This window comes from Roseateles sp. P1_C6 (assembly GCF_056406315.1).
This window is the reverse complement of the sequence record NZ_JBFUAK010000005.1, coordinates 547,349-564,739: the sequence shown is the minus strand read 5'-3', so window position 1 is coordinate 564,739 and position 17,391 is coordinate 547,349. Positions and strand designations below refer to the sequence as shown.

Sequence of the window (17,391 nt, the reverse complement as noted above, 5' to 3'; positions counted from 1 at the left end):
GTGAATGGGCCAGCGTCTTCGGCGACGCCAAGATGACCACGGCGCTGCTGGACCGGCTCACGCACCACTGCCATATCCTTGAAACCGGCAACGACAGCTACCGGTTCAAGAACAGCTCAGCTCAACCCACCACTAAGAAGGAGTCCAAACCGAGGAAGTTACCCACAACCTGAGCCCAAGAGGCTCGAACAAGGGTGGGTCAGGATTGGACGGAAACGGTGGGTCAGGATGGCGTGGGAATCAACACCCGTTCCTATAAAGGCGGGGAGCAGTCACGGGCGGAGCTATCCAGCCCAGATCGGATGAACCTCGGAAGAACGCAAGACACATCGGTTGCGGTCAGCATGCACATTCCCTCCGCTTCGCGGCATAACGGGACGCTCGACCAGTGTCAGGCATCGATGAGGTTCGTCGCAGCACATGGCGCCAAGGCCGGCCTGCTCCTAGCAAGGCTCTTTGGCCCACTTTTGGCCCACCTTGCGCTTGGTACTGACGACCCTGCGCAGCCTGGGAAAAGAAAAAGCCATGCAGGTCAACGACTTGCATGGCTAACGTCTGGTGCGCCCGGTTGGGATCGAACCAACAACCCCTGCCTTCGGAGGGCAGTACTCTATCCATTGAGCTACGGGCGCGAAGCCGGTCATTCTAGCAGCGGGGTACCGAGCCCCCGGGGAGGGCGCTGGGGGCCGCCTATAATTCGGCGGTTTTTTGCGTCGCGCTCTGCGCGGGCAGGAACAAAAAGCCGAAGAAGACCGACAAGGATCGACAAGAGGAATCCATGAGCGCCAGCCACGATCACCATCACGACGACGCCCATACGGGGCCGATCAAGACCCCCAAGCAACTTGCTTGGGCCGTGCTGTTCGCCTTCGTAGTGCCGGTGATCGTCATCATCCTGCTGGCCAACTACGTGACCACCGCCACCAAGCCGGCCGCCGGCACCGGTGCGCTGGAAGCGCAAGCGGTCGCCGGTCGCATCGCGCCCGTCGGCCATGTCGAGGTGAAGGACGCCAATGACGCCGCCGCGATGAAGAACGGTGAACAGGTGTTCCAGGCGCAGTGCTCGGCCTGCCACGCCACCGGTGCCGCCGGTGCGCCCAAGCTGGGCGATGCCGCGGCCTGGGGCCCGCGCATCAAGAGTGGCGTCGAGGCACTGCTGACGTCCGCGCTGAAGGGCAAGGGCAACATGGGTGCGCAAGGCGGCGGCGATTTCTCGGACTTCGAGATCCATCGCGCCGTGGTCTACATGGCCAACCAGGGCGGTGCCAAGTTCGACGAGCCCAAGATGCCGGCCCCGGCCGCGTCCGCCGCGAACTGAGCCAGCGCCTCTGACCCACGAATGCCCGCCGCGAGCGGGCTTTTTTGCGCCCGCCCGGGGTCAGGGGTGGGGGCGCTGCCGGTAGTGGTAGAGCGACGGCAGCTTGGCGGCCAGGCAGTCCTGCGGCGTCCAGCGGCCGGCCTCGATGGCGTCGGCGGCCAGGCCCATGTCCTGGGTGTGCACCAGGCCCAGGCCCAGGTCGGTGTGCAGGTAGAGGTGGCCCAACTCGTCCAGCCAGGCCGATTCCACCCGGGCCTCGCGGCCGGTGTGGCTGAGCACGCGGCCGTCCGGCTGCAGGCGCCAGACCCAGGGCGTGCATTCCAGCTCCACGTAGACGCGCTGCGGGCCGTTCTGGAAGAACCAGGCGCCGCGGTCGTCGCGGTCGTAGTTGCGGCCGATGAAGGCCAGCAGCTTGTCGTGGTCGATGCGGCTGCCCTTCACGCGCGGGAAGGGGCCGGCCTGCTGGATGCGGTCGTCGCGCATGTACCAGTCGCCGCGCGCGTCCAGCGCCAGCCAGCCGTAGCAGTGGGGGACGTTGGGCCACTTCTTCAAAGCGGCCTGGACGATGTCATCCATCGGGTGCGTCCTTCAGCGTTGCTTGGACAACCAGTCGCAGACCTGCTCCGGCATGGTCAGCAAATGGCCCGGCAGGCGGCCGGCGGGGAAGCCGACATGCCCGCCGTGGCCGGGTTGCCAGAGTGTCACATAAGCGCCCACTTCAGCGGCATGGGGCAGGCTGTGGCCCGGCACGAAGGGGTCGTTGCGCGCGTTCAGCACCAGGGCCGGGATGCGGATGCGGTGCAGGTGCGGCTTGGCCGCGGCGCGCGTCCAGTAGTCCTCGGTGTTGCGAAAGCCGTGCAGCGGCGCGGTGAAGAGGTTGTCGAATTCGTAGATGGTCGATGCGCGCTGCAGGCGCTCGCCGTCGAACAGGCCGGGGTGCTGCTGCAGCTTGCGCAGCGCCTTGGGGACCATGGTGCGCAGGAAGCGGCGCGCGTAGACCTGCTTGTTGAAGCCGCGGTCGATGGCCGCGCCGGCGGCGGCGAGGTCGATGGGCGAGCAGATCGAGCAGACGGCCTGCGCCGTGTGGGCGGCCGTCGTGCCCGCTTCCTCGGCCCAGCGCATCAGCGCATTGCCGCCCAGCGACACGCCGGCGACGATGAGCGGGCGGCCGTGGCGTTCACGCAGGCGCTGCAGGATCCAGCCGACTTCCTCGTAGTCGCCCGAGTGATAGGCCCGCGGGCCGCGGTTCAGCTCACCCGAGCAGCCGCGAAAGTGCGGCAGCGCCATCGCCCAGCCGCGTGCGCGCGCGGCGCTGGCGAAGGCCACGCTGGAGTGGCTGCTGCGGTCGCCTTCCAGGCCGTGGAACAGCACGAACAGCGGCGCGCCTTCGGGGGCGTCGGCGAGGAAGTCGACGTCGATGAAGTCCCCGTCCGGGGTGTCCCAACGCTCGCGCGTCCAGCTCGGCGGTGGGCCGTCGTGCTGGCGGCTGAAGAGGGCGGGCCAGATGGTCTGGGCATGGCCGCCGGGCAGCCAGCGGGGGGCGCGGTACTGCATGCGCCGAACTCCTAGTGCAAGGTGCCGGCGTCCGCGACGAGCTCCTGGACGTCGCCCGCGTTGCCGGGGCTGGCGTGGTGCAGCACCAGGCGCCAGCCCAGGGCCGTCTTCAGGTAGACGTTGGTCGCGATGACCCAGGACGTCGGCGCCGTTTGCTGGCCTTCCGCGTGCAACTGCACGCGCTCCAGCACGTGGTGGATGGCGCAGTCGCCGCTGTGCAGGCGGCGCACGCGCTCGGGGTAGACGTTGACGGCGCCGCGCTGGAACACGGCCTCGAAGGCCGCGCGGATGGCCGGCAGGCCGACGATGCGCGGGCCGCCCGGGTGCACGCAGGCGACCTCTTCGTCGTCGGCCCACAAGGCCATCAGATGATCCAGGTCGGCCTGCTGCAAGGCCTCGTAGAACTGGGCCTCGGTGTCATCCGGTGAGGCCAGCAGCGCGGCCTGCTGGGCGGGGGAGCGCGGCATCTCGGGTTTGGCTCAGTGATGGCCGCCGAGCACTTCGCCGGCTTTCAGCTTGTAGGCCGTGCCGCAATAAGGGCACTGGCCCTGGCCGTCGTGGCTCAGGTCGATGAAGACGCGCGGGTGCGTGCTCCACAGCGCCATCTTGGGGTTGGGGCAGAAGACGGTGCCGTTGTCATTGCAATCCTTGGCGGTGACTTCGACGACGGCGGCGGGGGCTTGGGTGGTGGTGCTCATGATGCTTGTGCTCTCAGACCGCAGTCAGCCACTCGGCGTACTTGGGGTTGCGGCCGTTGACGATGTCGAAGAAGGCCGACTGGATCTTCTCGGTGATGGGGCCACGGCTGCCGCTGCCGATCTCGATGCGGTCCAGTTCGCGAATGGGCGTCACCTCGGCGGCGGTGCCGGTGAAGAAAGCCTCGTCGCAGATGTAGACCTCGTCGCGCGTGATGCGCTTCTCGACCAGCTTCAGGCCCAGGTCCTGGCAGATCGAGAAGATGGTGTTGCGCGTGATGCCGTTGAGCGCGCCGGCCGACAGGTCGGGCGTGTAGACGACGCCGCCCTTGATGACGAACAGGTTCTCGCCCGCGCCCTCGGACACGAAGCCCGACGCGTCCAGCAGCAGCGCCTCGTCGTAGCCGTCGTCGGTGGCTTCCATGTTGGCCAGGATGGAGTTGGTGTAGTTGGACACCGTCTTGGCCTGCGTCATCGTGATGTTGACGTGGTGGCGGGTGTAGGAGCTGATCTTGACGCGGATGCCGCGCTTCAGGCCGTCCTCGCCCAGGTAGGCGCCCCAGCTCCATGCGGCCACCATCAGGTGCACCTGGTTGCCCTTGGGGCTGACGCCCAGCTTCTCGGAGCCGATCCAGATCAGCGGGCGGATGTAGGCGCTCTTCAGGCCGTTGGCCTTGACGACGGCGCGCTGCGCCTCGTTGACCTGCTCGGGCGTGAAAGGGATCTTCATGCGCAGGATCTTGCCGCTGTTGAACAGGCGGGTGGTGTGCTCCTGCAGCCTGAAGATGGCGGTGCCGTTGACCGTGTCGTAGGCGCGCACGCCCTCGAAGGCGCCGCAGCCGTAGTGCAGCGTGTGGGTCAGCACGTGGATCTTGGCGTCGCGCCAGTCGACGAGCTCGCCGTCCATCCAGATCTTGCCGTCGCGGTCATGCAGGGGGGCGGGAACCATCGGGAACTCCAGGTGCTGAGGTGAAAACCGGCGATTTTACGAAGAGCCGCCTGATCGGATCAGCCGCCACTCGGCGAGCTTGCCTTTCTTCAGCACCACTTCGACCGCATCGCCGCTTGCGTCGCGCCAGACAAAGGTCTCCGGCGCCTGCTTCACACCCAGGCTGCCGGCCAGGCCTATCAGGTCGACCAGCTTCATGCCTACATGCAGTTTGCTGTTCAGCATCACCGCGTTGCCGACCGAGCCCAGCGGCGAGGCGCCGGCCTTCTTCATCACGCGCATCAGCCGCGAGATCTGCAGCAGCAGCCAGAAGACGATGCCCGTCGTCGCGAAGATGGCGCCCTGCCAGCCGAGCAGCAGGCCGCCGCCGATGAGCGCCGCGAGCGCCAGGCTGACGCCTATCCACGGGTTCATGGCCGCCCCTCGCTTGATGGGTACGTCGACCGGTGCCCCGGGGGACCAGCCGCTCGCTCGGGGCGGCCCGGCGCGGCGCGGCTCATGCTTGCGGGTCCTTGGCACCATCCTCGCGCGCCCAGCCATAGGCGCGCTCCACCTTGGCGATGCGCAGCGTGTAGTGCTGGTACCAGTCGCTGCGGCCGGTGTCGCGTGCGATCTTGTGCTCGGCGTGGCGGCGCCAGGCGGCGATGTCGTCGGTGCTGCGCCAGTAGGACACCGTGATGCCCAGGCCGTCATCGCCACGGGCGCTCTCCACGCCCAGGTAGCCCGGCTGCTCGGCGGCGAGGGCCACCATGCGGTCGGCCGTGTCGCCGTAGCCCTGCTCGATGGCCGTGCGCCGGCTGGTGAAGATGACGGCGTAGTAGGGGGGCTGCGGCAGGGAACTCATGGCAGGGCGGCGGGCTGTTGAGGCGCGCATCCTGCCACGGGCTTCAGCTGGGCACTTTCAGCAGCACGCAGCGCACCCACTGGCCGGACTCCAGCGCCGCATGGTGGCCGGCCAGGAACTGCTCGGCCGTCGAGTTGCGCGCGGTGAAGCACATGCCGTGCAGGATGCCCATGCGCGGCACGGGGCGCGACCATTTGCGCTCGACGACGCCGTTGAACCACGACACCTGCTCGTCGTCACTGTCGACGTCGGCACGGCCCAGCAGCAGCACGACCTCGTACTTGTCCTCGGTCAGCGGCTCGGCGGCGCTGGTCAGCACCTGCAGGCCGCCGTCGCTCATGTTCAGCACCAGGCCGGCCGGCCCCTGGCTGAACTGCACGGGCTTGAAAACCCAGCCTGGCAGGGATTCGGCATCGTGCTGGGCGGCGAGAAAGTCGGTGCGGGCGTACTGCCTGAGGTCGGCGGGGTCGGACATGAAAGGGTTCCTCCGATGGATGGCCCGATCCTAAGCAGACTTTGGGGCGTGCAGAACAAAGGCAATCCCGCGCCCCCCCAACCCTTCTGCGATGCGGATCCGCCCGCCCAGCCGCCGCGCCGCCTGCTGGACGATGGCCAGCCCGAGGCCGCTGCAGTGGGTCATTCTTGGAAGACCAACCTTTGGCCTCCCAAACTCAGATCAGGCCGCGCAGCACCTCGATGGCCTGTTCGACACGCTCGACGGCGTGGATGGTCAGGCCCTCGATGGCCTTCTTCGGCGCATTGGCCTTGGGCACGATGGCGACGCTGAAACCCAGCTTGGCCGCCTCCTTCAGCCGCTCCTGGCCGCGCGGCGCGGGGCGCACCTCGCCGGCCAGGCCCACCTCGCCGAAAGCGATGAAGCCGCGTGGCAGCGCCTTGCCGCGCAGGCTGCTTTGTATGGCCAGCAGCACGGCCAGGTCGGCGGCCGGCTCGCTGATGCGCACGCCACCCACCGCGTTGACGAACACGTCCTGGTCGCCGGTGGCCACGCCGGCGTGGCGGTGCAGCACGGCCAGCAGCATGGCGAGCCGGTCGCGGTCCAGACCCACCGACAGCCGTCGCGGGCTGACGCCGCCGCTGTCCACCAGCGCCTGCAGTTCCACCAGCAGCGGCCGCGTGCCTTCCAGTGTCACCAGCACGCAACTGCCGGGTACCGGCTCGGCGTGCGTGGACAGGAAGATCGCGCTCGGGTTGGTGACGCCCTTGAGCCCCTTCTCCGTCATCGCGAACACCCCGATCTCGTTGACGGCGCCGAAGCGGTTCTTGATCGCGCGCACCAAGCGGAAGCTGCTGTGCGTGTCGCCTTCGAAATACAGCACCGTGTCGACGATGTGCTCCAGCACGCGCGGGCCGGCGAGGGCCCCTTCCTTGGTGACGTGGCCCACCAGCACGATGGCGCAGCCACGCGCCTTGGCCGTGCGCGTCAGCTGCGCCGCGCATTCGCGCACCTGCGCGACCGAGCCCGGTGCGGAGCTGAGCTGTTCGGAGTACAGCGTCTGGATGGAGTCGATGACGCAGAAGTCCGGCGCCTCGGTCTCGATGGTCGCGAGGATGCGCTCCAGACCGATCTCGGCCAGCACGCGCACCTTGGCGCCCGACAGGCCCAGCCGGCGCGAGCGCATGGCCACCTGGGCGCCGCTTTCCTCACCCGTCACATACAAGACCTTGACCGTTTGGGACAGCGACTCGACCGCCTGCAGCAGCAGCGTCGACTTGCCGATGCCCGGGTCGCCGCCGATCAGCACCACGCCACCGGCGACGATGCCGCCACCCAGCACGCGGTCCAGTTCCTCCTGGCCGGTGGGGGTGCGTTCGAAGTCGCTGGCCTCGATCTCGGACAGCGTCGCCACCGGCTGGCTCTTGGCCAGCGACTGGTAACGGTTCTTGGCGCCGCCAGCGGGCTCGGCGGCGCTCTCGGTCAGCGTGTTCCAGGCGCCGCAGTGCGGGCACTTGCCCAGCCACTTGGCGTTGGTGCCGCCGCATTCGGTGCAGGTATAGATGCTTTTGCTGGTTGCCATCAGCGCATTGTGGCGGCCGGTCTCACCCAGGCTGTCAGCAGCAGCGCCGCCAGCACGGCGCAGGCGGCCGAGAAGCCGAAGGCCAGCTGCACCGAGATGGCCTCCCACAGCCAGCCGAACAGCAGCGAGGCCGGCAGCAGCATCGCGCCCATCGTCAGGTTGAGCCAGCCGAAGGCCGTGCCACGCTGCTCGGGCGGTGCCAGGTCGGCCAGCAGCGCGCGCTCCACGCCTTCGGTCGCCGCCATGAAGATGCCGTAGAGCCCGAACAGCGCATACAGCCGCCAGCCCGGCGCGGCGAACTGGGCCATGCCGATGTAGAACACCGCGTAGGCCAGGTAGCCGGCCACGAGCAGGCGCACGCGGCCGACGCGGTCCGACAGCGAAGCCAGCGGCACCGCGAACAGCGCCGCCACGGCCGACACCGCGGCCCACAGCAGCGGCACCTGGGACTGCGCCACGCCGAGTTCCTGCGCGCGCAGGAACAGGAACATGTTGCTGGAGTTGCCGAGCGTGAACAGCGCGACGACCACCAGATAGCGCCGCAGCGGCACCGGCAGGCCGGCCAGCGTCCATTCGAAGCGCTGCGGCGGGTGGGCCGGTGGCGGCGCGTCGCGCAGCGCGCTGGTCAGCAGCAGGCAGGCCAGGCCGGGCACCAGGGCCCACAGGAAGACCTGCTGCAGCGGCATGCCGGCACTCAGCAGCGCCCAGGCCAGCAGCGGGCCGATGACGGCGCCGCTGTTGTCCATCGCCCGGTGCAGGCCGAAGGCCAGGCCGCGCTGCGTCGGCGCGATGCTGGCGGCCAGCAGCGCATCGCGCGGTGCGGCGCGCACGGCCTTGCCGACGCGGTCGGCCACGCGCAGCGCCAGCAGCAGCGGCCAGCCGGTGACGAAGGCGATGGCCGGCCGCGCCAGGCCCGCCAGGCCGTAGCCGGCGACGACCCAGGGCTTGCTGCGCCCGCTGCGGTCGGCCATCACGCCGGCCCACAGCTTGAGCAGGCTGGTCAGCGCCTCCGCCACGCCCTCGATGAGGCCCAGCACCTTGGGGCCGGCCATCAGCACGCTGCTCATGTACAGCGGCACGAGCGGGTAGACCAGCTCGCTGGCGCTGTCGTTGACGAGGCTGATCAGGCCGAGCAGCCAGACGCCGCGCGGCAGCGCGAAAAGGGCCTTCCACATCGGGCCAATGTAGCCGCGTGGGAAACTGGCGCGCTTGGACTGAGGACGGGGTGCATCATGGATTTTTCGGTTTGGCTGGCTTTCTTCGCGGCATCCTGGGCGATCAGCCTGTCACCCGGCGCAGGTGCGGTGGCGGCCATGAGTGCCGGCCTGAGCCACGGCTTCAAGCGCGGTTATTTCATGACCTTCGGCCTCATCCTGGGCATCCTGACCCAGGTGCTGCTGGTCGGCGCAGGCCTGGGCGCGCTGATCGCGGCGTCGTCGCTGGGCTTCGCGCTCGTCAAGTGGGCTGGCGTGGCCTATTTGATCTACCTCGGCGTGCAGCAGTGGCGCGCGCCGGCCAAGCCCATGGTCGCTGCCGATGACGGCGCCATCCAGGCCACGCGCCGCCAGCTGGTGCTGCGCGGCTGGGGCATCAATGCGGTCAATCCCAAGGGCACGGTGTTCCTGCTGGCTGTCGTGCCGCAGTTCCTGGACCTGCACGCGGCGCTGGCGCCGCAATACCTGGTCATCGGGGCCACGCTGGCCTTCACGGACCTGGTGGTCATGGCCGGCTACACGGTGCTGGCGGCGCGCGTGCTGGCGGCGCTGAAGAGCGAGAGCCACATCAAGACGCTGAACCGCATGTTCGGCACGCTGTTCGTCGCGGCCGGCCTGCTGCTGGCGAGCTTCAAGCGCGGCGCGACCTGATGGCGGGCACGACGAACGCGCGCGGCCTGCCCACCTGGTTCCTGTTCCTGGCCCCGGTGCTGATCTGGGCCAGCACCTGGCACGTCATCCTCTACCAGCTGGCCTCGACGGTGCCGGCATTGACGTCGGTGGGCTGGCGCTTCGCGCTGTCGGCGCTGCTGCTGGCCGCGCTCGCGCGCTGGCAGGGTACGTCGCTGAAGCTGCCGGGCTATTCGCACCTCTACATGCTGGGCACCGGCGTCATCCAGTACGCCGGCAACTACTGGGCCATCTACGTGGCCGAGCGCTTCGTGCCCAGCGGCCTGGTGGCAGTGCTGTTCTGCCTGATGGTGTTCATGAACGCCTTCGTCGCCTGGCTGCTGTGGCGCCAGCCGGTCAGCCGGCGCTTCCTCGTCGCATCCAGTGGCGCGGTGCTGGGTGTCGCGCTGATCTTCTGGCCTGAGCTCGCCTCCACCGGCGCGCGACCCAACGCGGCGCTGGGCCTGGGGCTGAGCTTCTTCGCGGTGGTGGTGGCCTGCATCGGCGGCTTCTTCACGATGGTGCTGACGCGCCGCGGCTTGGCCCTGGTGCCGGTGCTGGCCTGGAGCATGGGCTATGGCGCCGCCTTCCTGCTGCTGATGTCTGTGGCGATGGGCCACGGCCTGCCCTTCGATGGCGCCTGGACCTATGTCGGCAGCCTGGTCTACCTGGCCGCCTTCGGCTCGGTGATCGCCTTCACGCTGTACTACAAGCTGGCCGAGCGCCGCGGACCGGCGCAGGCGGCGCTGGTGGGCGTGCTGGTGCCGGTCATCGCGCTGATCGTGTCGGCGGCCCTGGAGGGCTGGCAGGCGACACCGCTGGCCATGGGCGGCATGGCGCTGTGCCTGGCCAGCCTGTTCGTCGCAACGCGGCCGCAGGCCTAGAGCGCCGCCGCGGCGGCCTGCGCCTGTTCGCGCGCGGCCTGCTTCAACGCAGCCAGTGCGACCGGGTCTGTCAGCGTCGGCGCGACGACGATCTCGCGCGCAACGGCAACGCCCAGGAAGCCCAGCCAGGCCCGCATCGCCGCTTTCTGCGAGTCCAGATGGCCTTGCGCCGAGCGCCCGTCGGCGCCGTAGTCGCCGGCGCTGCTGTAGACCAGCACGGCGCGCTTGCCCGCCAGCAGCGGCCGGTAGCCGGTGTCGCGTGCCCAGGCCCAGTTCTGGCCCGGCAACGTGACGACGTCGATGTAGTGCTTGAGCTTGTAGGGCAGGCCCAGGTTCCACATCGGCAGGTTGATGACGTAGTGGTCAGCCGCATTGAAGGCCTCGGCATGGGCCACCGCGCGCGCCCACTGCTGGCGCTGGGCGTCGCTGGCCTGCTGGCTGCGCAGCACGGCGAACTTGGCCGCAATCATCTCGGCGTCGAACTCGGGCAGGTCCAGCTGCCAGACGTCGGCCAGCGCGACGCCGGCGTCGGGGTGCAGCGCGCGGTAGCGGGCAACGAAGGCATCGGCGACCTCGCGCGAGTGCGAGACGGGGTTGGGCGAGGCCTGGATGTGCAGCAGCTTCGTCATGCTCAAGCCTCCAGCCAGCGCAGCCCGGCGATGCCAGCCACGATGAGGCCCATGCAGGCCAGGCGTGCCGGCGACGCGCTATCGCCATGCACCAGCACGCCCAGCAGCGCCACGCCCACGGCGCCGATGCCGGTCCAGACCGCGTAGGCCGTGCCGGTGGGCAGGGTCTTGATGGCCTGCGTCAGCAGCACGATGGACAGCAGCGCGGCACCCACGCCCAGCAGCCCCGGCAGCGGCCGGCTCCAGCCGTCCGAGGCCTTCAACGCGGCGGCCATGGCGATCTCGACCAATCCCGCGCTCACCAAAAGTAACCAGGCCATGTGGGCTCTCCAAGTTGCGATGCCATCACTGTGGAGGCGCAGGTACAGAATAAAAAGTACGCACCTTTTGGTAACCACGGAAATCGAGGCCATGACCGACACCGCATCCGGCAATGTGCTCAGCGCCAGCTGCCCCTCGCGCGCGGCGCTGGAGGTGGTGGGCAGCAAATGGGCGCTGCTGATCGTGCCGCTGCTGGCGCGCCAGCCGTTGCGCAACAACGAGCTGCTGCGCCAGGTGGGCGGCGTCTCGCAGAAGATGCTGACGCAGACGCTGCGCGAGCTGGAGCGCCACGGCTTGGTGCGGCGCATCGACCACCAGACCGTGCCGCCCCATGTCGAGTACCAGCTGACCGAGCTGGGCCAGTCGCTCAGCGAGGCCCTGGTCGTCGTGGACCGCTGGGCCGAGCACAACTTCGCGGCCGTCGCGTCGGCGCGCATGGCCTTCGACCGCAGGCGCTGAGCCTAGGGTTTCAGCTGGGCCTGCGCGCCGTCGATGAGCAGGCGCAGCGCGCCGTCGAACAAGGTCTCGGCATCGCTGCCCAGCGTCGCCACCCAGCCCGCCGCCAGCAGCGGGTGGTGCGCCGCGTCCGGCCCCCGCGCCGCGGCGGAGGGTGGTGGGTCGGCCTGCTGTGCTGACTGTTCCTCCAGCACCCAGCCGATGACGAAGCGCCCGACCGACATCATCAGCCGCGTGGCCTGGGCCGGCGTGAAGCCGGCGTCGCACAGCAGGCGCAGGCGGCCTTCGATCGAGTCGAAGTGCAAAGGGCTTGGCCGCGTGCCGGCATGCAGGCGAGCGCCGTCCCGGTAGGCCAGCAGGGCGCGGCGGAAGCTGTGGCCGTTGGCCATCAGCCAGTCCTGCCAGCGCGCGCCCGGCGCCGGCTCCACCTGCGCGTGGTTCTCCACGACGATGGCCTCGGACATCGCGTCCAGCAGCGCCGACTTGCTCTTGAAATGCCAGTACAGCGTCGGCGACTGCACGCCCAGCCGCTCGGCCAGCTTGCGCGTGCTCAGCGCGTCGATGCCGACTTCGTTGAGCAGCGCCAGCGCGGCGCGCAGCACGTCGTCGCGGTTGAGTCGGCCAGAGCGTTCGTTGGGATTCATATCTCTAGCAATGATAGAGAAGTTCGGGCAGAATGATCTCTATCGACGATAGAGAGACGACCGTGAATCGAGCTTTGACCGTCATCCTGATGACGCTGCTGCTGGACGCCGTGGGCATGAGCCTGGTGTTCCCCATCCTGCCGGGCCTGCTGCGCGAGCTGGCCGGCGCCGACGCCACCACCCACCACTACGGCGCGCTGCTGGCCGTGTACGCGGCGATGCAGTTCCTGTTCTCGCCGGTGCTGGGCGCCCTGAGCGACCGTTTCGGCCGCCGCCCGGTGCTGCTGGCCTCGCTGGCGGGTGCCGCGGCCGACTACGTGCTGATGGCGCTGGCACCCAACCTGGCCTGGCTGTACATCGGCCGGGTGCTGTCCGGCATCACCGGTGCCAGCATGGCCGTGGGCACGGCCTACATCACCGACGTGACGCCCGAGGCCGACCGCGCCAAGCGCTACGGCCAGATGGGCGCGGCCATGGGCCTGGGCTTCGTCGTCGGCCCGTTGATCGGCGGCGCGCTGGGCGAGTGGTCGCTGCGCGCGCCCTTCGTCGCCGCGGCGGTGATGAATGCGCTGAACCTGGCGCTGGCGTGGTTCGCCCTGCCGGAGTCCAACCTGAACCGCACGACGCGGCTGGAACGGGCCAAGTTCAACGCGTTCTCGTCGCTGCACCGCCTGCAGGGCCGCCCGCCGCTGCTGCCGCTGGTGGGCGTGTTCGCCGTCGTCGCGCTGGTGTCGCAAGTGCCGGCGGCGCTGTGGATCCTGTACGGCCAGGACCGCTACGGCTGGACGGCATGGGTGGCGGGGCTGTCGCTGGCCTGCTACGGCGGCCTGCATGCGATCTCGCAGGCCTTCGTCACCGGGCCCATGGTGGCCCGCCTCGGCGAGAAGCGTGCGCTGCTGGCCGGCATGGCCGCCGACGGCATGGGCTTTGTCGGCATGGGCGTGGCCGTGGCGGGCTGGATGCCGTTCGCGCTGCTGCCGCTGTTCGCCATCGGCGGCCTGGCGCTGCCGGCGCTGCAGGCGATGCTCGCGCGGCAGGTGGACGAGCAACACCAGGGCGAGCTGCAAGGGACGCTGGCCAGCCTCACCAGCCTGATCGGCATCGGCGGGCCGCTGGTCGTCACGGCTGCTTTCTCGGCCACGCAGTTCACGTGGCCGGGCAGCGTCTGGATCGCCGCCGCGGTGCTCTACCTGCTGGCGCTGCCGCTGCTGTTCAGCCGGCGGGCGCGCGAGGTCTAGCGCGCACCCGGCCCATTTCGCCCCGGCCAGGCGGAGTCCGTCGCATGGCCCTCGTGTCCGTGGTGCCGCCTGACTAGCATGCCGCCATGACGAGGATGACGATGCGTTTTGCGGCGCTGATCCTGACCGCGTGGCTGGCCCGCCTGCCGCTGGCGGGCGCGGCGGAGTTGGCGGTGGAGCAGGTGGGCCAGGCTCCGCAGCCCTTGCCGGCCCCCAGCAATGACAGCGCGCGCCGTGGCTTCACGTTCAGCCCGGACGGCCGCTACGCGCTGTGGTGGAGCGACCGCGGCGGCCCTGAGGGCGGCACCGCCGACCTCTATGTCGCCGAGCGCCTGGGCGACGCCCTCGGCCCGGCCATTCGCCTGCCGCCCCCGGTCAACGGGCCCGGGCGCGAGTCCGCGCCGTCCGTCAGTGCCGACGGCCAGTGGCTGTACTTCGCGTCCACGCGCGACGACGCCCAAGGGCTGGCGCAGGTCTATCGCGTCGCCTGGCCGCAGCTGCTGGCGCAACTGGGCGCCGCGGCCACCGTGCACAGCCAGGCCGCACTGGACCGCGCGGTGAGCGAGTTGTGGCGTGCCATCGGCCATGCGCCCGGCCAGGCCTCGGATGTCGAGGCGCTGGCGCGCCTGCTGCACCCCGAGGCGCGGGTGTTCGGCCAGCTGCTGCGGGCCAGCAGCGTGCAGGTGAGGGCTTCGTCCACGCCGCAGTTCCTGGCCGATCTGGCGCAGCCGGCCGAGCGCGGTCTGCACGAGTGCGAGGTCGAGCGGCAACAGCGGCGCTTCGGCGGCCATGCCCAGGTCTACAGCGTGGTGCAGACCCGGCATGACCCGGCCGACAGGCAGGCGGCCTACACGGGCGTGAACAGCATGCAGTGGCAGCTGGGGACGCAGGGCTGGCAGCTGCTCAGCCTGCACTACGCGCTGGAGACACCCGGCCTGCGCCTGCCAACGACTGAGGCTGCCTGTCTCGGTTGAGACCTCAGTCCAGCACGCGACCTCGGCCCGCCTTGACGCCGCTGCGCTTGGCCTTGCCTTCCAGCCGGCGCTGCTTGGAGCCGTAGGTCGGCTTGGTCGCGCGGCGCGCCTTGGGCACGTGGGCGGCGGCCTGCACGAGCTCGATCAGCCGCGCGACGGCATCCGCCCGGTTGCGCTCCAGGCTGCGCGAGTCCTGCGCCTTGATGACGACCACGCCGTCCGCCGTGATGCGCTGGTCCGCCCAGGCCAGCAGCCGCGCCTTGACCGCCTCGGGCAGGCTGGACGCGCGGATGTCGAAGCGCAGGTGAACCGCGTTGCTGACCTTGTTGACGTTCTGGCCGCCGGGGCCGCTGGCGCGGATCGCGTCGAAGTCGAGCTCGCCCGGCTGCGGCGACCAGCTGAAGTCAGGCATGGCGGATGGGCACGCGCGGCGCCACGGCGCACATCAGCTCGTAGCCTATGGTGCCGGCCGACTGGGCCACCTCGTCGATGGGCAGGCGCGCACCGTGCGGGCCTTCGCCCCACAGCGTCACCTCGCTGCCAAAGCCGCTGCCCGGCAGCGCGGTCAGGTCCACCGCCAGCATGTCCATGGACACGCGGCCCAGCGTGCGGCTCCTCGTGCCGTCCACCAGCACCGGCGTGCCGGTGGGCGCGTGGCGCGGGTAGCCGTCGGCATAGCCGCAGGCGACGATGCCCACGCGCGTGGCGGCTTCGGCCGTGTACGCGCTGCCGTAGCCGACGGTGTCGCCGGGGTTGAGCTGCTGCACGCCAATGATCTTGGAGCGCAGCGTCATCGCGGGGCGCAGATCCCAATGCGCGGCGTCGTGCTCGGGGAAGTCCGGCACGCCGCCGTAGACCATGATGCCGGCGCGCACCCAGTCGGCCGCCGTGCGGGCCGGGTGGCGCAGCGTCGCGGCGCTGTTGGCGATCGTGCGCTCGCCCGCCAGGCCATCGGCGGCGGCCTCGAAGGCGGCCAGTTGGTGGGCGATGCCGTCCACCCCCTGGCGCTGCGCGTCGGCGTCGGAGAAATGCGTCATCAACCCGATCTCATCCACCTGCGGCAGCGCCTCCAGCCGCGCATAGGCGGCGCGGAAGGCGGCGGCCGGGAAGCCCAGCCGGTTCATGCCCGAGTTCAGCTTCAGGAACACGCGGTGCGGCTCGTGCGTCTTGTGCATGGCCAGCCAGTCGATCTGCTGCTCGCAGTGCACGGCATGCCACAGCTTCAGGCGCGAGCACAGCTCCAGGTCGCGCGGCTCGAACACGCCTTCCAGCAGCAGGATGGGGCCGCGCCAGTCCAGCGCGCGCAGCCGTTCGGCCTCGGCCAGGTCCAGCAGCGCGAAGCCGTCGGCCGCGCGCAAACCCTCGAACGCCCGCTCGATGCCGTGGCCGTAGGCGTTCGCCTTGACGACCGCCCAGACGCGGGCGTTGGGCGCCTGCGCGCGGGCGCGGGCCAGGTTGTGCGCGAGCGCGTCGGGGTGGATGAGAGCTTCGATGGGACGGGGCATAACCCGCCATTTTGCGCGCGGCCGGGCCGCCTCGGCAGCCCGCAGATGGCGTGCTATAAACCCGCTCCGCCCGTCCTTTGTCGACCTCTCTTGCCCATGGCTTCCCTGTCAGGATCGCGCTCCGGTCGATGAAACGCGGCTTCTACACCATCATGTCGGCGCAGTTCTTCAGCTCGCTGGCTGATAACGCGCTGTTCGTCGCCGCGGTCGAGTTGCTGCGGTCGTCCGGCGCCGCCGAGTGGCAGCGCGCCGCGCTCGTGCCCATGTTCGCGCTGTTCTACGTCGTGCTCGCGCCCTTCGTCGGTGCCTTCGCCGATGCGGTGCCCAAGGGCAAGGTGATGTTCTTCTCGAACAGCATCAAGGTGGTGGGCTGCCTGATGATGCTGTTCGGCACGCATCCGCTGGCCGCCTATGCCATCGTGGGCCTGGGCGCCGCCGCGTACTCGCCGGCCAAGTACGGCATCCTGACCGAGCTGCTGCCACCGTCCCAGCTCGTCAAGGCGAACGGCTGGATCGAGGGCCTGACGATCTCGTCCATCATCCTCGGCGTGCTGCTGGGTGGCCAGCTCATCGGCGATCGCGTCTCCCACGCGCTGCTGCAGGTGGACATGCCCATGCTGGACACCGGCATCGACACCGGGCCCGAGGCGGCCATCGCCAGCCTCGTGGGCCTGTACGTCATCGCCGCGCTGTTCAACCTGCGCATCCCGCGCACCGAGGCGCCGCTGCAGCCGTTCGCGCACAGCTTCGTGGGCCTGGTGCGCGACTTCTCGTCCTGCAACAGCCGCCTGTGGCAGGACAAGCTGGGCCAGATCTCGCTGGCGACGACAACCCTTTTCTGGGGCGTCAGCGGCAACCTGCGCTACATCGTGCTGGCCTGGGCCGCCGCCGCGCTGGGCTATGGCACGCAGCAGGCGTCGTCGCTGGTGGGCGTGGTCGCCATCGGCACGGCGGTCGGCGCCGTGCTGGCGTCGCTGTACTGCCGCCTGGACCGCGCCACGTCGGTCATCCCGCTGGGCATTGCGATGGGGCTGCTGGTCATCTTCATGAACGTGATCGGCAACGTCTGGGTGGCCGCGCCCTTCCTGATCCTGCTGGGCGGCATCGGCGGCTACATGGTCGTGCCGATGAATGCGCTGCTGCAGCACCGCGGCCACAACCTGATGGGGGCCGGGCGCAGCATCGCCGTGCAGAACTTCAACGAGCAGGCCTGCATCCTGGGCCTGGGCGCCTTCTACACGGCCATGACGCGCTTCGGGCTGTCGGCCTTCGGTGCGATCACCATCTTCGGGGTCGTGGTGGCCGGCACGATGTGGTGGATACGGCGCTGGCACCAGCGCAACCTGGTCCAGCATAAGGAAGAGGTCGAACACCTGCTCGACCTGGCGCGCAGCGACGACCTGAAGCCGGTGGACCGCTAGCCCGCAGGCTATCTGCTACGCGCACCGCTCCAGCGTGCGC

General features: G+C 69.7%; 23 protein-coding genes and 1 tRNA gene. 8 read left to right on the top strand and 16 right to left on the bottom strand.

Going from position 1 to position 17,391, the window contains the following annotated elements; translation table 11 throughout:
- Positions 1-173 (top strand): ATP-binding protein (locus tag AC1D29_RS14020; RefSeq protein WP_477898308.1); only part of this gene is annotated, 173 nt, incomplete at its 5' end.
- Between the two features lie 383 nt (positions 174-556).
- On the opposite strand, the gene AC1D29_RS14015 is transcribed toward AC1D29_RS14020, so the two are convergent.
- Positions 557-632 (bottom strand) — tRNA-Arg (locus AC1D29_RS14015).
- Between the two features lie 146 nt (positions 633-778).
- Between AC1D29_RS14015 and AC1D29_RS14010 the strand changes: the two genes are divergently transcribed.
- A complete protein-coding gene (locus tag AC1D29_RS14010; protein WP_477898294.1) occupies positions 779-1,318 on the top strand; it encodes a c-type cytochrome in 540 nt (179 codons plus the stop codon).
- A 60-nt stretch (positions 1,319-1,378) separates the two neighbouring features.
- Here AC1D29_RS14010 and AC1D29_RS14005 read toward each other — a convergent pair whose 3' ends face one another.
- From AC1D29_RS14005 to AC1D29_RS13960, 10 genes are all read right to left on the bottom strand, one after another.
- On the bottom strand, positions 1,379-1,894 hold the full coding sequence (locus tag AC1D29_RS14005; protein WP_477898292.1) for a DUF2946 family protein: 516 nt from the start codon (positions 1,892-1,894) through the stop codon (positions 1,379-1,381).
- Between the two features lie 12 nt (positions 1,895-1,906).
- Positions 1,907-2,872: a YheT family hydrolase gene (locus AC1D29_RS14000; RefSeq protein ID WP_477898290.1), complete on the bottom strand. Its 966-nt coding sequence runs from the start codon at positions 2,870-2,872 to the stop codon at positions 1,907-1,909.
- Between the two features lie 11 nt (positions 2,873-2,883).
- Positions 2,884-3,339 carry a YybH family protein gene (locus tag AC1D29_RS13995; protein WP_477898288.1) on the bottom strand — a complete coding sequence of 152 codons (456 nt, stop codon included), beginning with the start codon at positions 3,337-3,339 and terminating at the stop codon, positions 2,884-2,886.
- A gap of 12 nt (positions 3,340-3,351) precedes the next feature.
- Entirely contained in the window at positions 3,352-3,570 is a 219-nt protein-coding gene (locus AC1D29_RS13990; RefSeq protein WP_477898286.1) for a zinc-finger domain-containing protein, read from the bottom strand.
- Between the two features lie 13 nt (positions 3,571-3,583).
- On the bottom strand, positions 3,584-4,516 hold the full coding sequence (locus AC1D29_RS13985; RefSeq protein ID WP_477898284.1) for a branched-chain amino acid transaminase: 933 nt from the start codon (positions 4,514-4,516) through the stop codon (positions 3,584-3,586).
- A gap of 36 nt (positions 4,517-4,552) precedes the next feature.
- Entirely contained in the window at positions 4,553-4,930 is a 378-nt protein-coding gene (locus AC1D29_RS13980; protein ID WP_477898282.1) for a hypothetical protein, read from the bottom strand.
- Between the two features lie 82 nt (positions 4,931-5,012).
- Positions 5,013-5,360: an antibiotic biosynthesis monooxygenase family protein gene (locus AC1D29_RS13975; RefSeq protein ID WP_477898280.1), complete on the bottom strand. Its 348-nt coding sequence runs from the start codon at positions 5,358-5,360 to the stop codon at positions 5,013-5,015.
- Between the two features lie 43 nt (positions 5,361-5,403).
- Positions 5,404-5,835: a hypothetical protein gene (locus AC1D29_RS13970; RefSeq protein ID WP_477898278.1), complete on the bottom strand. Its 432-nt coding sequence runs from the start codon at positions 5,833-5,835 to the stop codon at positions 5,404-5,406.
- 196 nt (positions 5,836-6,031) lie between these two features.
- Positions 6,032-7,396, bottom strand: a complete 1,365-nt coding sequence (gene radA / locus AC1D29_RS13965) for a DNA repair protein RadA (RefSeq protein ID WP_477898276.1) — start codon at positions 7,394-7,396, stop codon at positions 6,032-6,034.
- Positions 7,396-8,571 (bottom strand): MFS transporter, encoded by a 1,176-nt coding sequence (locus AC1D29_RS13960; RefSeq protein ID WP_477898274.1) that lies wholly within the window; start codon positions 8,569-8,571, stop codon positions 7,396-7,398. The genes radA and AC1D29_RS13960 overlap by 1 nt, the downstream gene beginning before the upstream one ends.
- Positions 8,572-8,628: 57 nt before the next feature.
- On the opposite strand from AC1D29_RS13960, the gene AC1D29_RS13955 reads away from it, so the two are divergent.
- The gene (locus tag AC1D29_RS13955) at positions 8,629-9,261 is read left to right on the top strand and encodes a LysE family transporter (protein ID WP_477898272.1); all 633 of its coding nucleotides are present in this window, start codon (positions 8,629-8,631) and stop codon (positions 9,259-9,261) included.
- Positions 9,261-10,163 (top strand): DMT family transporter, encoded by a 903-nt coding sequence (locus tag AC1D29_RS13950; RefSeq protein WP_477898270.1) that lies wholly within the window; start codon positions 9,261-9,263, stop codon positions 10,161-10,163. The genes AC1D29_RS13955 and AC1D29_RS13950 overlap by 1 nt, the downstream gene beginning before the upstream one ends.
- Here the strand turns inward: AC1D29_RS13950 and AC1D29_RS13945 are convergent.
- Positions 10,160-10,792, bottom strand: coding sequence for an FMN-dependent NADH-azoreductase (locus AC1D29_RS13945; protein WP_477898268.1), 633 nt, complete (start codon positions 10,790-10,792; stop codon positions 10,160-10,162). The two genes, AC1D29_RS13950 and AC1D29_RS13945, sit on opposite strands and share 4 nt — an antisense overlap.
- A 2-nt stretch (positions 10,793-10,794) precedes the next feature.
- Positions 10,795-11,112, bottom strand: a complete 318-nt coding sequence (locus AC1D29_RS13940) for a DMT family transporter (protein WP_477898266.1) — start codon at positions 11,110-11,112, stop codon at positions 10,795-10,797.
- 91 nt (positions 11,113-11,203) lie between these two features.
- Between AC1D29_RS13940 and AC1D29_RS13935 the strand changes: the two genes are divergently transcribed.
- Positions 11,204-11,572, top strand: coding sequence for a winged helix-turn-helix transcriptional regulator (locus tag AC1D29_RS13935; protein ID WP_477898264.1), 369 nt, complete (start codon positions 11,204-11,206; stop codon positions 11,570-11,572).
- 2 nt (positions 11,573-11,574) lie between these two features.
- Here AC1D29_RS13935 and tetR read toward each other — a convergent pair whose 3' ends face one another.
- Entirely contained in the window at positions 11,575-12,213 is a 639-nt protein-coding gene (tetR, locus tag AC1D29_RS13930; protein WP_477898262.1) for a tetracycline resistance transcriptional repressor TetR, read from the bottom strand.
- A 62-nt stretch (positions 12,214-12,275) separates the two neighbouring features.
- On the opposite strand from tetR, the gene tet reads away from it, so the two are divergent.
- Both tet and AC1D29_RS13920 read left to right on the top strand, forming a co-directional pair.
- Complete coding sequence (gene tet / locus AC1D29_RS13925) at positions 12,276-13,451, top strand: Tet(A)/Tet(B)/Tet(C) family tetracycline efflux MFS transporter (RefSeq protein WP_477898260.1); 1,176 nt, start codon at positions 12,276-12,278, stop codon at positions 13,449-13,451.
- Between the two features lie 86 nt (positions 13,452-13,537).
- Positions 13,538-14,425: a hypothetical protein gene (locus tag AC1D29_RS13920; protein ID WP_477898258.1), complete on the top strand. Its 888-nt coding sequence runs from the start codon at positions 13,538-13,540 to the stop codon at positions 14,423-14,425.
- 4 nt (positions 14,426-14,429) lie between these two features.
- Here the strand turns inward: AC1D29_RS13920 and arfB are convergent, their stop codons facing one another.
- The gene (gene arfB, locus AC1D29_RS13915; RefSeq protein WP_477898256.1) at positions 14,430-14,837 is read right to left on the bottom strand and encodes an alternative ribosome rescue aminoacyl-tRNA hydrolase ArfB; all 408 of its coding nucleotides are present in this window, start codon (positions 14,835-14,837) and stop codon (positions 14,430-14,432) included.
- The gene (alr, locus tag AC1D29_RS13910) at positions 14,830-15,930 is read right to left on the bottom strand and encodes an alanine racemase (RefSeq protein ID WP_477898252.1); all 1,101 of its coding nucleotides are present in this window, start codon (positions 15,928-15,930) and stop codon (positions 14,830-14,832) included. The genes arfB and alr overlap by 8 nt, the downstream gene beginning before the upstream one ends.
- Positions 15,931-16,058: 128 nt before the next feature.
- Between alr and lplT the strand changes: the two genes are divergently transcribed.
- Entirely contained in the window at positions 16,059-17,351 is a 1,293-nt protein-coding gene (gene lplT / locus AC1D29_RS13905) for a lysophospholipid transporter LplT (protein WP_477898250.1), read from the top strand.
- Positions 17,352-17,391 lie beyond the last annotated feature (40 nt).

Excerpts from the sequence above, each read along its gene's own strand:
- tetR (WP_477898262.1), bottom strand. The coding sequence starts at position 12,213 with ATGAATCCCAACGAACGCTCTGGCCGACTCAACCGCGACGACGTGCTG.
- AC1D29_RS13935 (WP_477898264.1), top strand. The coding sequence starts at position 11,204 with ATGACCGACACCGCATCCGGCAATGTGCTCAGCGCCAGCTGCCCCTCG.
- radA (WP_477898276.1), bottom strand. The coding sequence starts at position 7,396 with ATGGCAACCAGCAAAAGCATCTATACCTGCACCGAATGCGGCGGCACC.
- AC1D29_RS13995 (WP_477898288.1), bottom strand. The coding sequence starts at position 3,339 with ATGCCGCGCTCCCCCGCCCAGCAGGCCGCGCTGCTGGCCTCACCGGAT.
- AC1D29_RS13920 (WP_477898258.1), top strand. The coding sequence starts at position 13,538 with ATGACGAGGATGACGATGCGTTTTGCGGCGCTGATCCTGACCGCGTGG.
- lplT (WP_477898250.1), top strand. The coding sequence starts at position 16,059 with ATGAAACGCGGCTTCTACACCATCATGTCGGCGCAGTTCTTCAGCTCG.
- AC1D29_RS14000 (WP_477898290.1), bottom strand. The coding sequence starts at position 2,872 with ATGCAGTACCGCGCCCCCCGCTGGCTGCCCGGCGGCCATGCCCAGACC.
- AC1D29_RS14010 (WP_477898294.1), top strand. The coding sequence starts at position 779 with ATGAGCGCCAGCCACGATCACCATCACGACGACGCCCATACGGGGCCG.
- AC1D29_RS13950 (WP_477898270.1), top strand. The coding sequence starts at position 9,261 with ATGGCGGGCACGACGAACGCGCGCGGCCTGCCCACCTGGTTCCTGTTC.
- AC1D29_RS13990 (WP_477898286.1), bottom strand. The coding sequence starts at position 3,570 with ATGAGCACCACCACCCAAGCCCCCGCCGCCGTCGTCGAAGTCACCGCC.
- alr (WP_477898252.1), bottom strand. The coding sequence starts at position 15,930 with ATGCCCCGTCCCATCGAAGCTCTCATCCACCCCGACGCGCTCGCGCAC.
- AC1D29_RS13980 (WP_477898282.1), bottom strand. The coding sequence starts at position 4,930 with ATGAACCCGTGGATAGGCGTCAGCCTGGCGCTCGCGGCGCTCATCGGC.
- arfB (WP_477898256.1), bottom strand. The coding sequence starts at position 14,837 with ATGCCTGACTTCAGCTGGTCGCCGCAGCCGGGCGAGCTCGACTTCGAC.
- AC1D29_RS13960 (WP_477898274.1), bottom strand. The coding sequence starts at position 8,571 with ATGTGGAAGGCCCTTTTCGCGCTGCCGCGCGGCGTCTGGCTGCTCGGC.
- AC1D29_RS13970 (WP_477898278.1), bottom strand. The coding sequence starts at position 5,835 with ATGTCCGACCCCGCCGACCTCAGGCAGTACGCCCGCACCGACTTTCTC.
- AC1D29_RS13955 (WP_477898272.1), top strand. The coding sequence starts at position 8,629 with ATGGATTTTTCGGTTTGGCTGGCTTTCTTCGCGGCATCCTGGGCGATC.
- AC1D29_RS13975 (WP_477898280.1), bottom strand. The coding sequence starts at position 5,360 with ATGAGTTCCCTGCCGCAGCCCCCCTACTACGCCGTCATCTTCACCAGC.
- AC1D29_RS13940 (WP_477898266.1), bottom strand. The coding sequence starts at position 11,112 with ATGGCCTGGTTACTTTTGGTGAGCGCGGGATTGGTCGAGATCGCCATG.
- AC1D29_RS13985 (WP_477898284.1), bottom strand. The coding sequence starts at position 4,516 with ATGGTTCCCGCCCCCCTGCATGACCGCGACGGCAAGATCTGGATGGAC.
- AC1D29_RS14005 (WP_477898292.1), bottom strand. The coding sequence starts at position 1,894 with ATGGATGACATCGTCCAGGCCGCTTTGAAGAAGTGGCCCAACGTCCCC.
- AC1D29_RS13945 (WP_477898268.1), bottom strand. The coding sequence starts at position 10,792 with ATGACGAAGCTGCTGCACATCCAGGCCTCGCCCAACCCCGTCTCGCAC.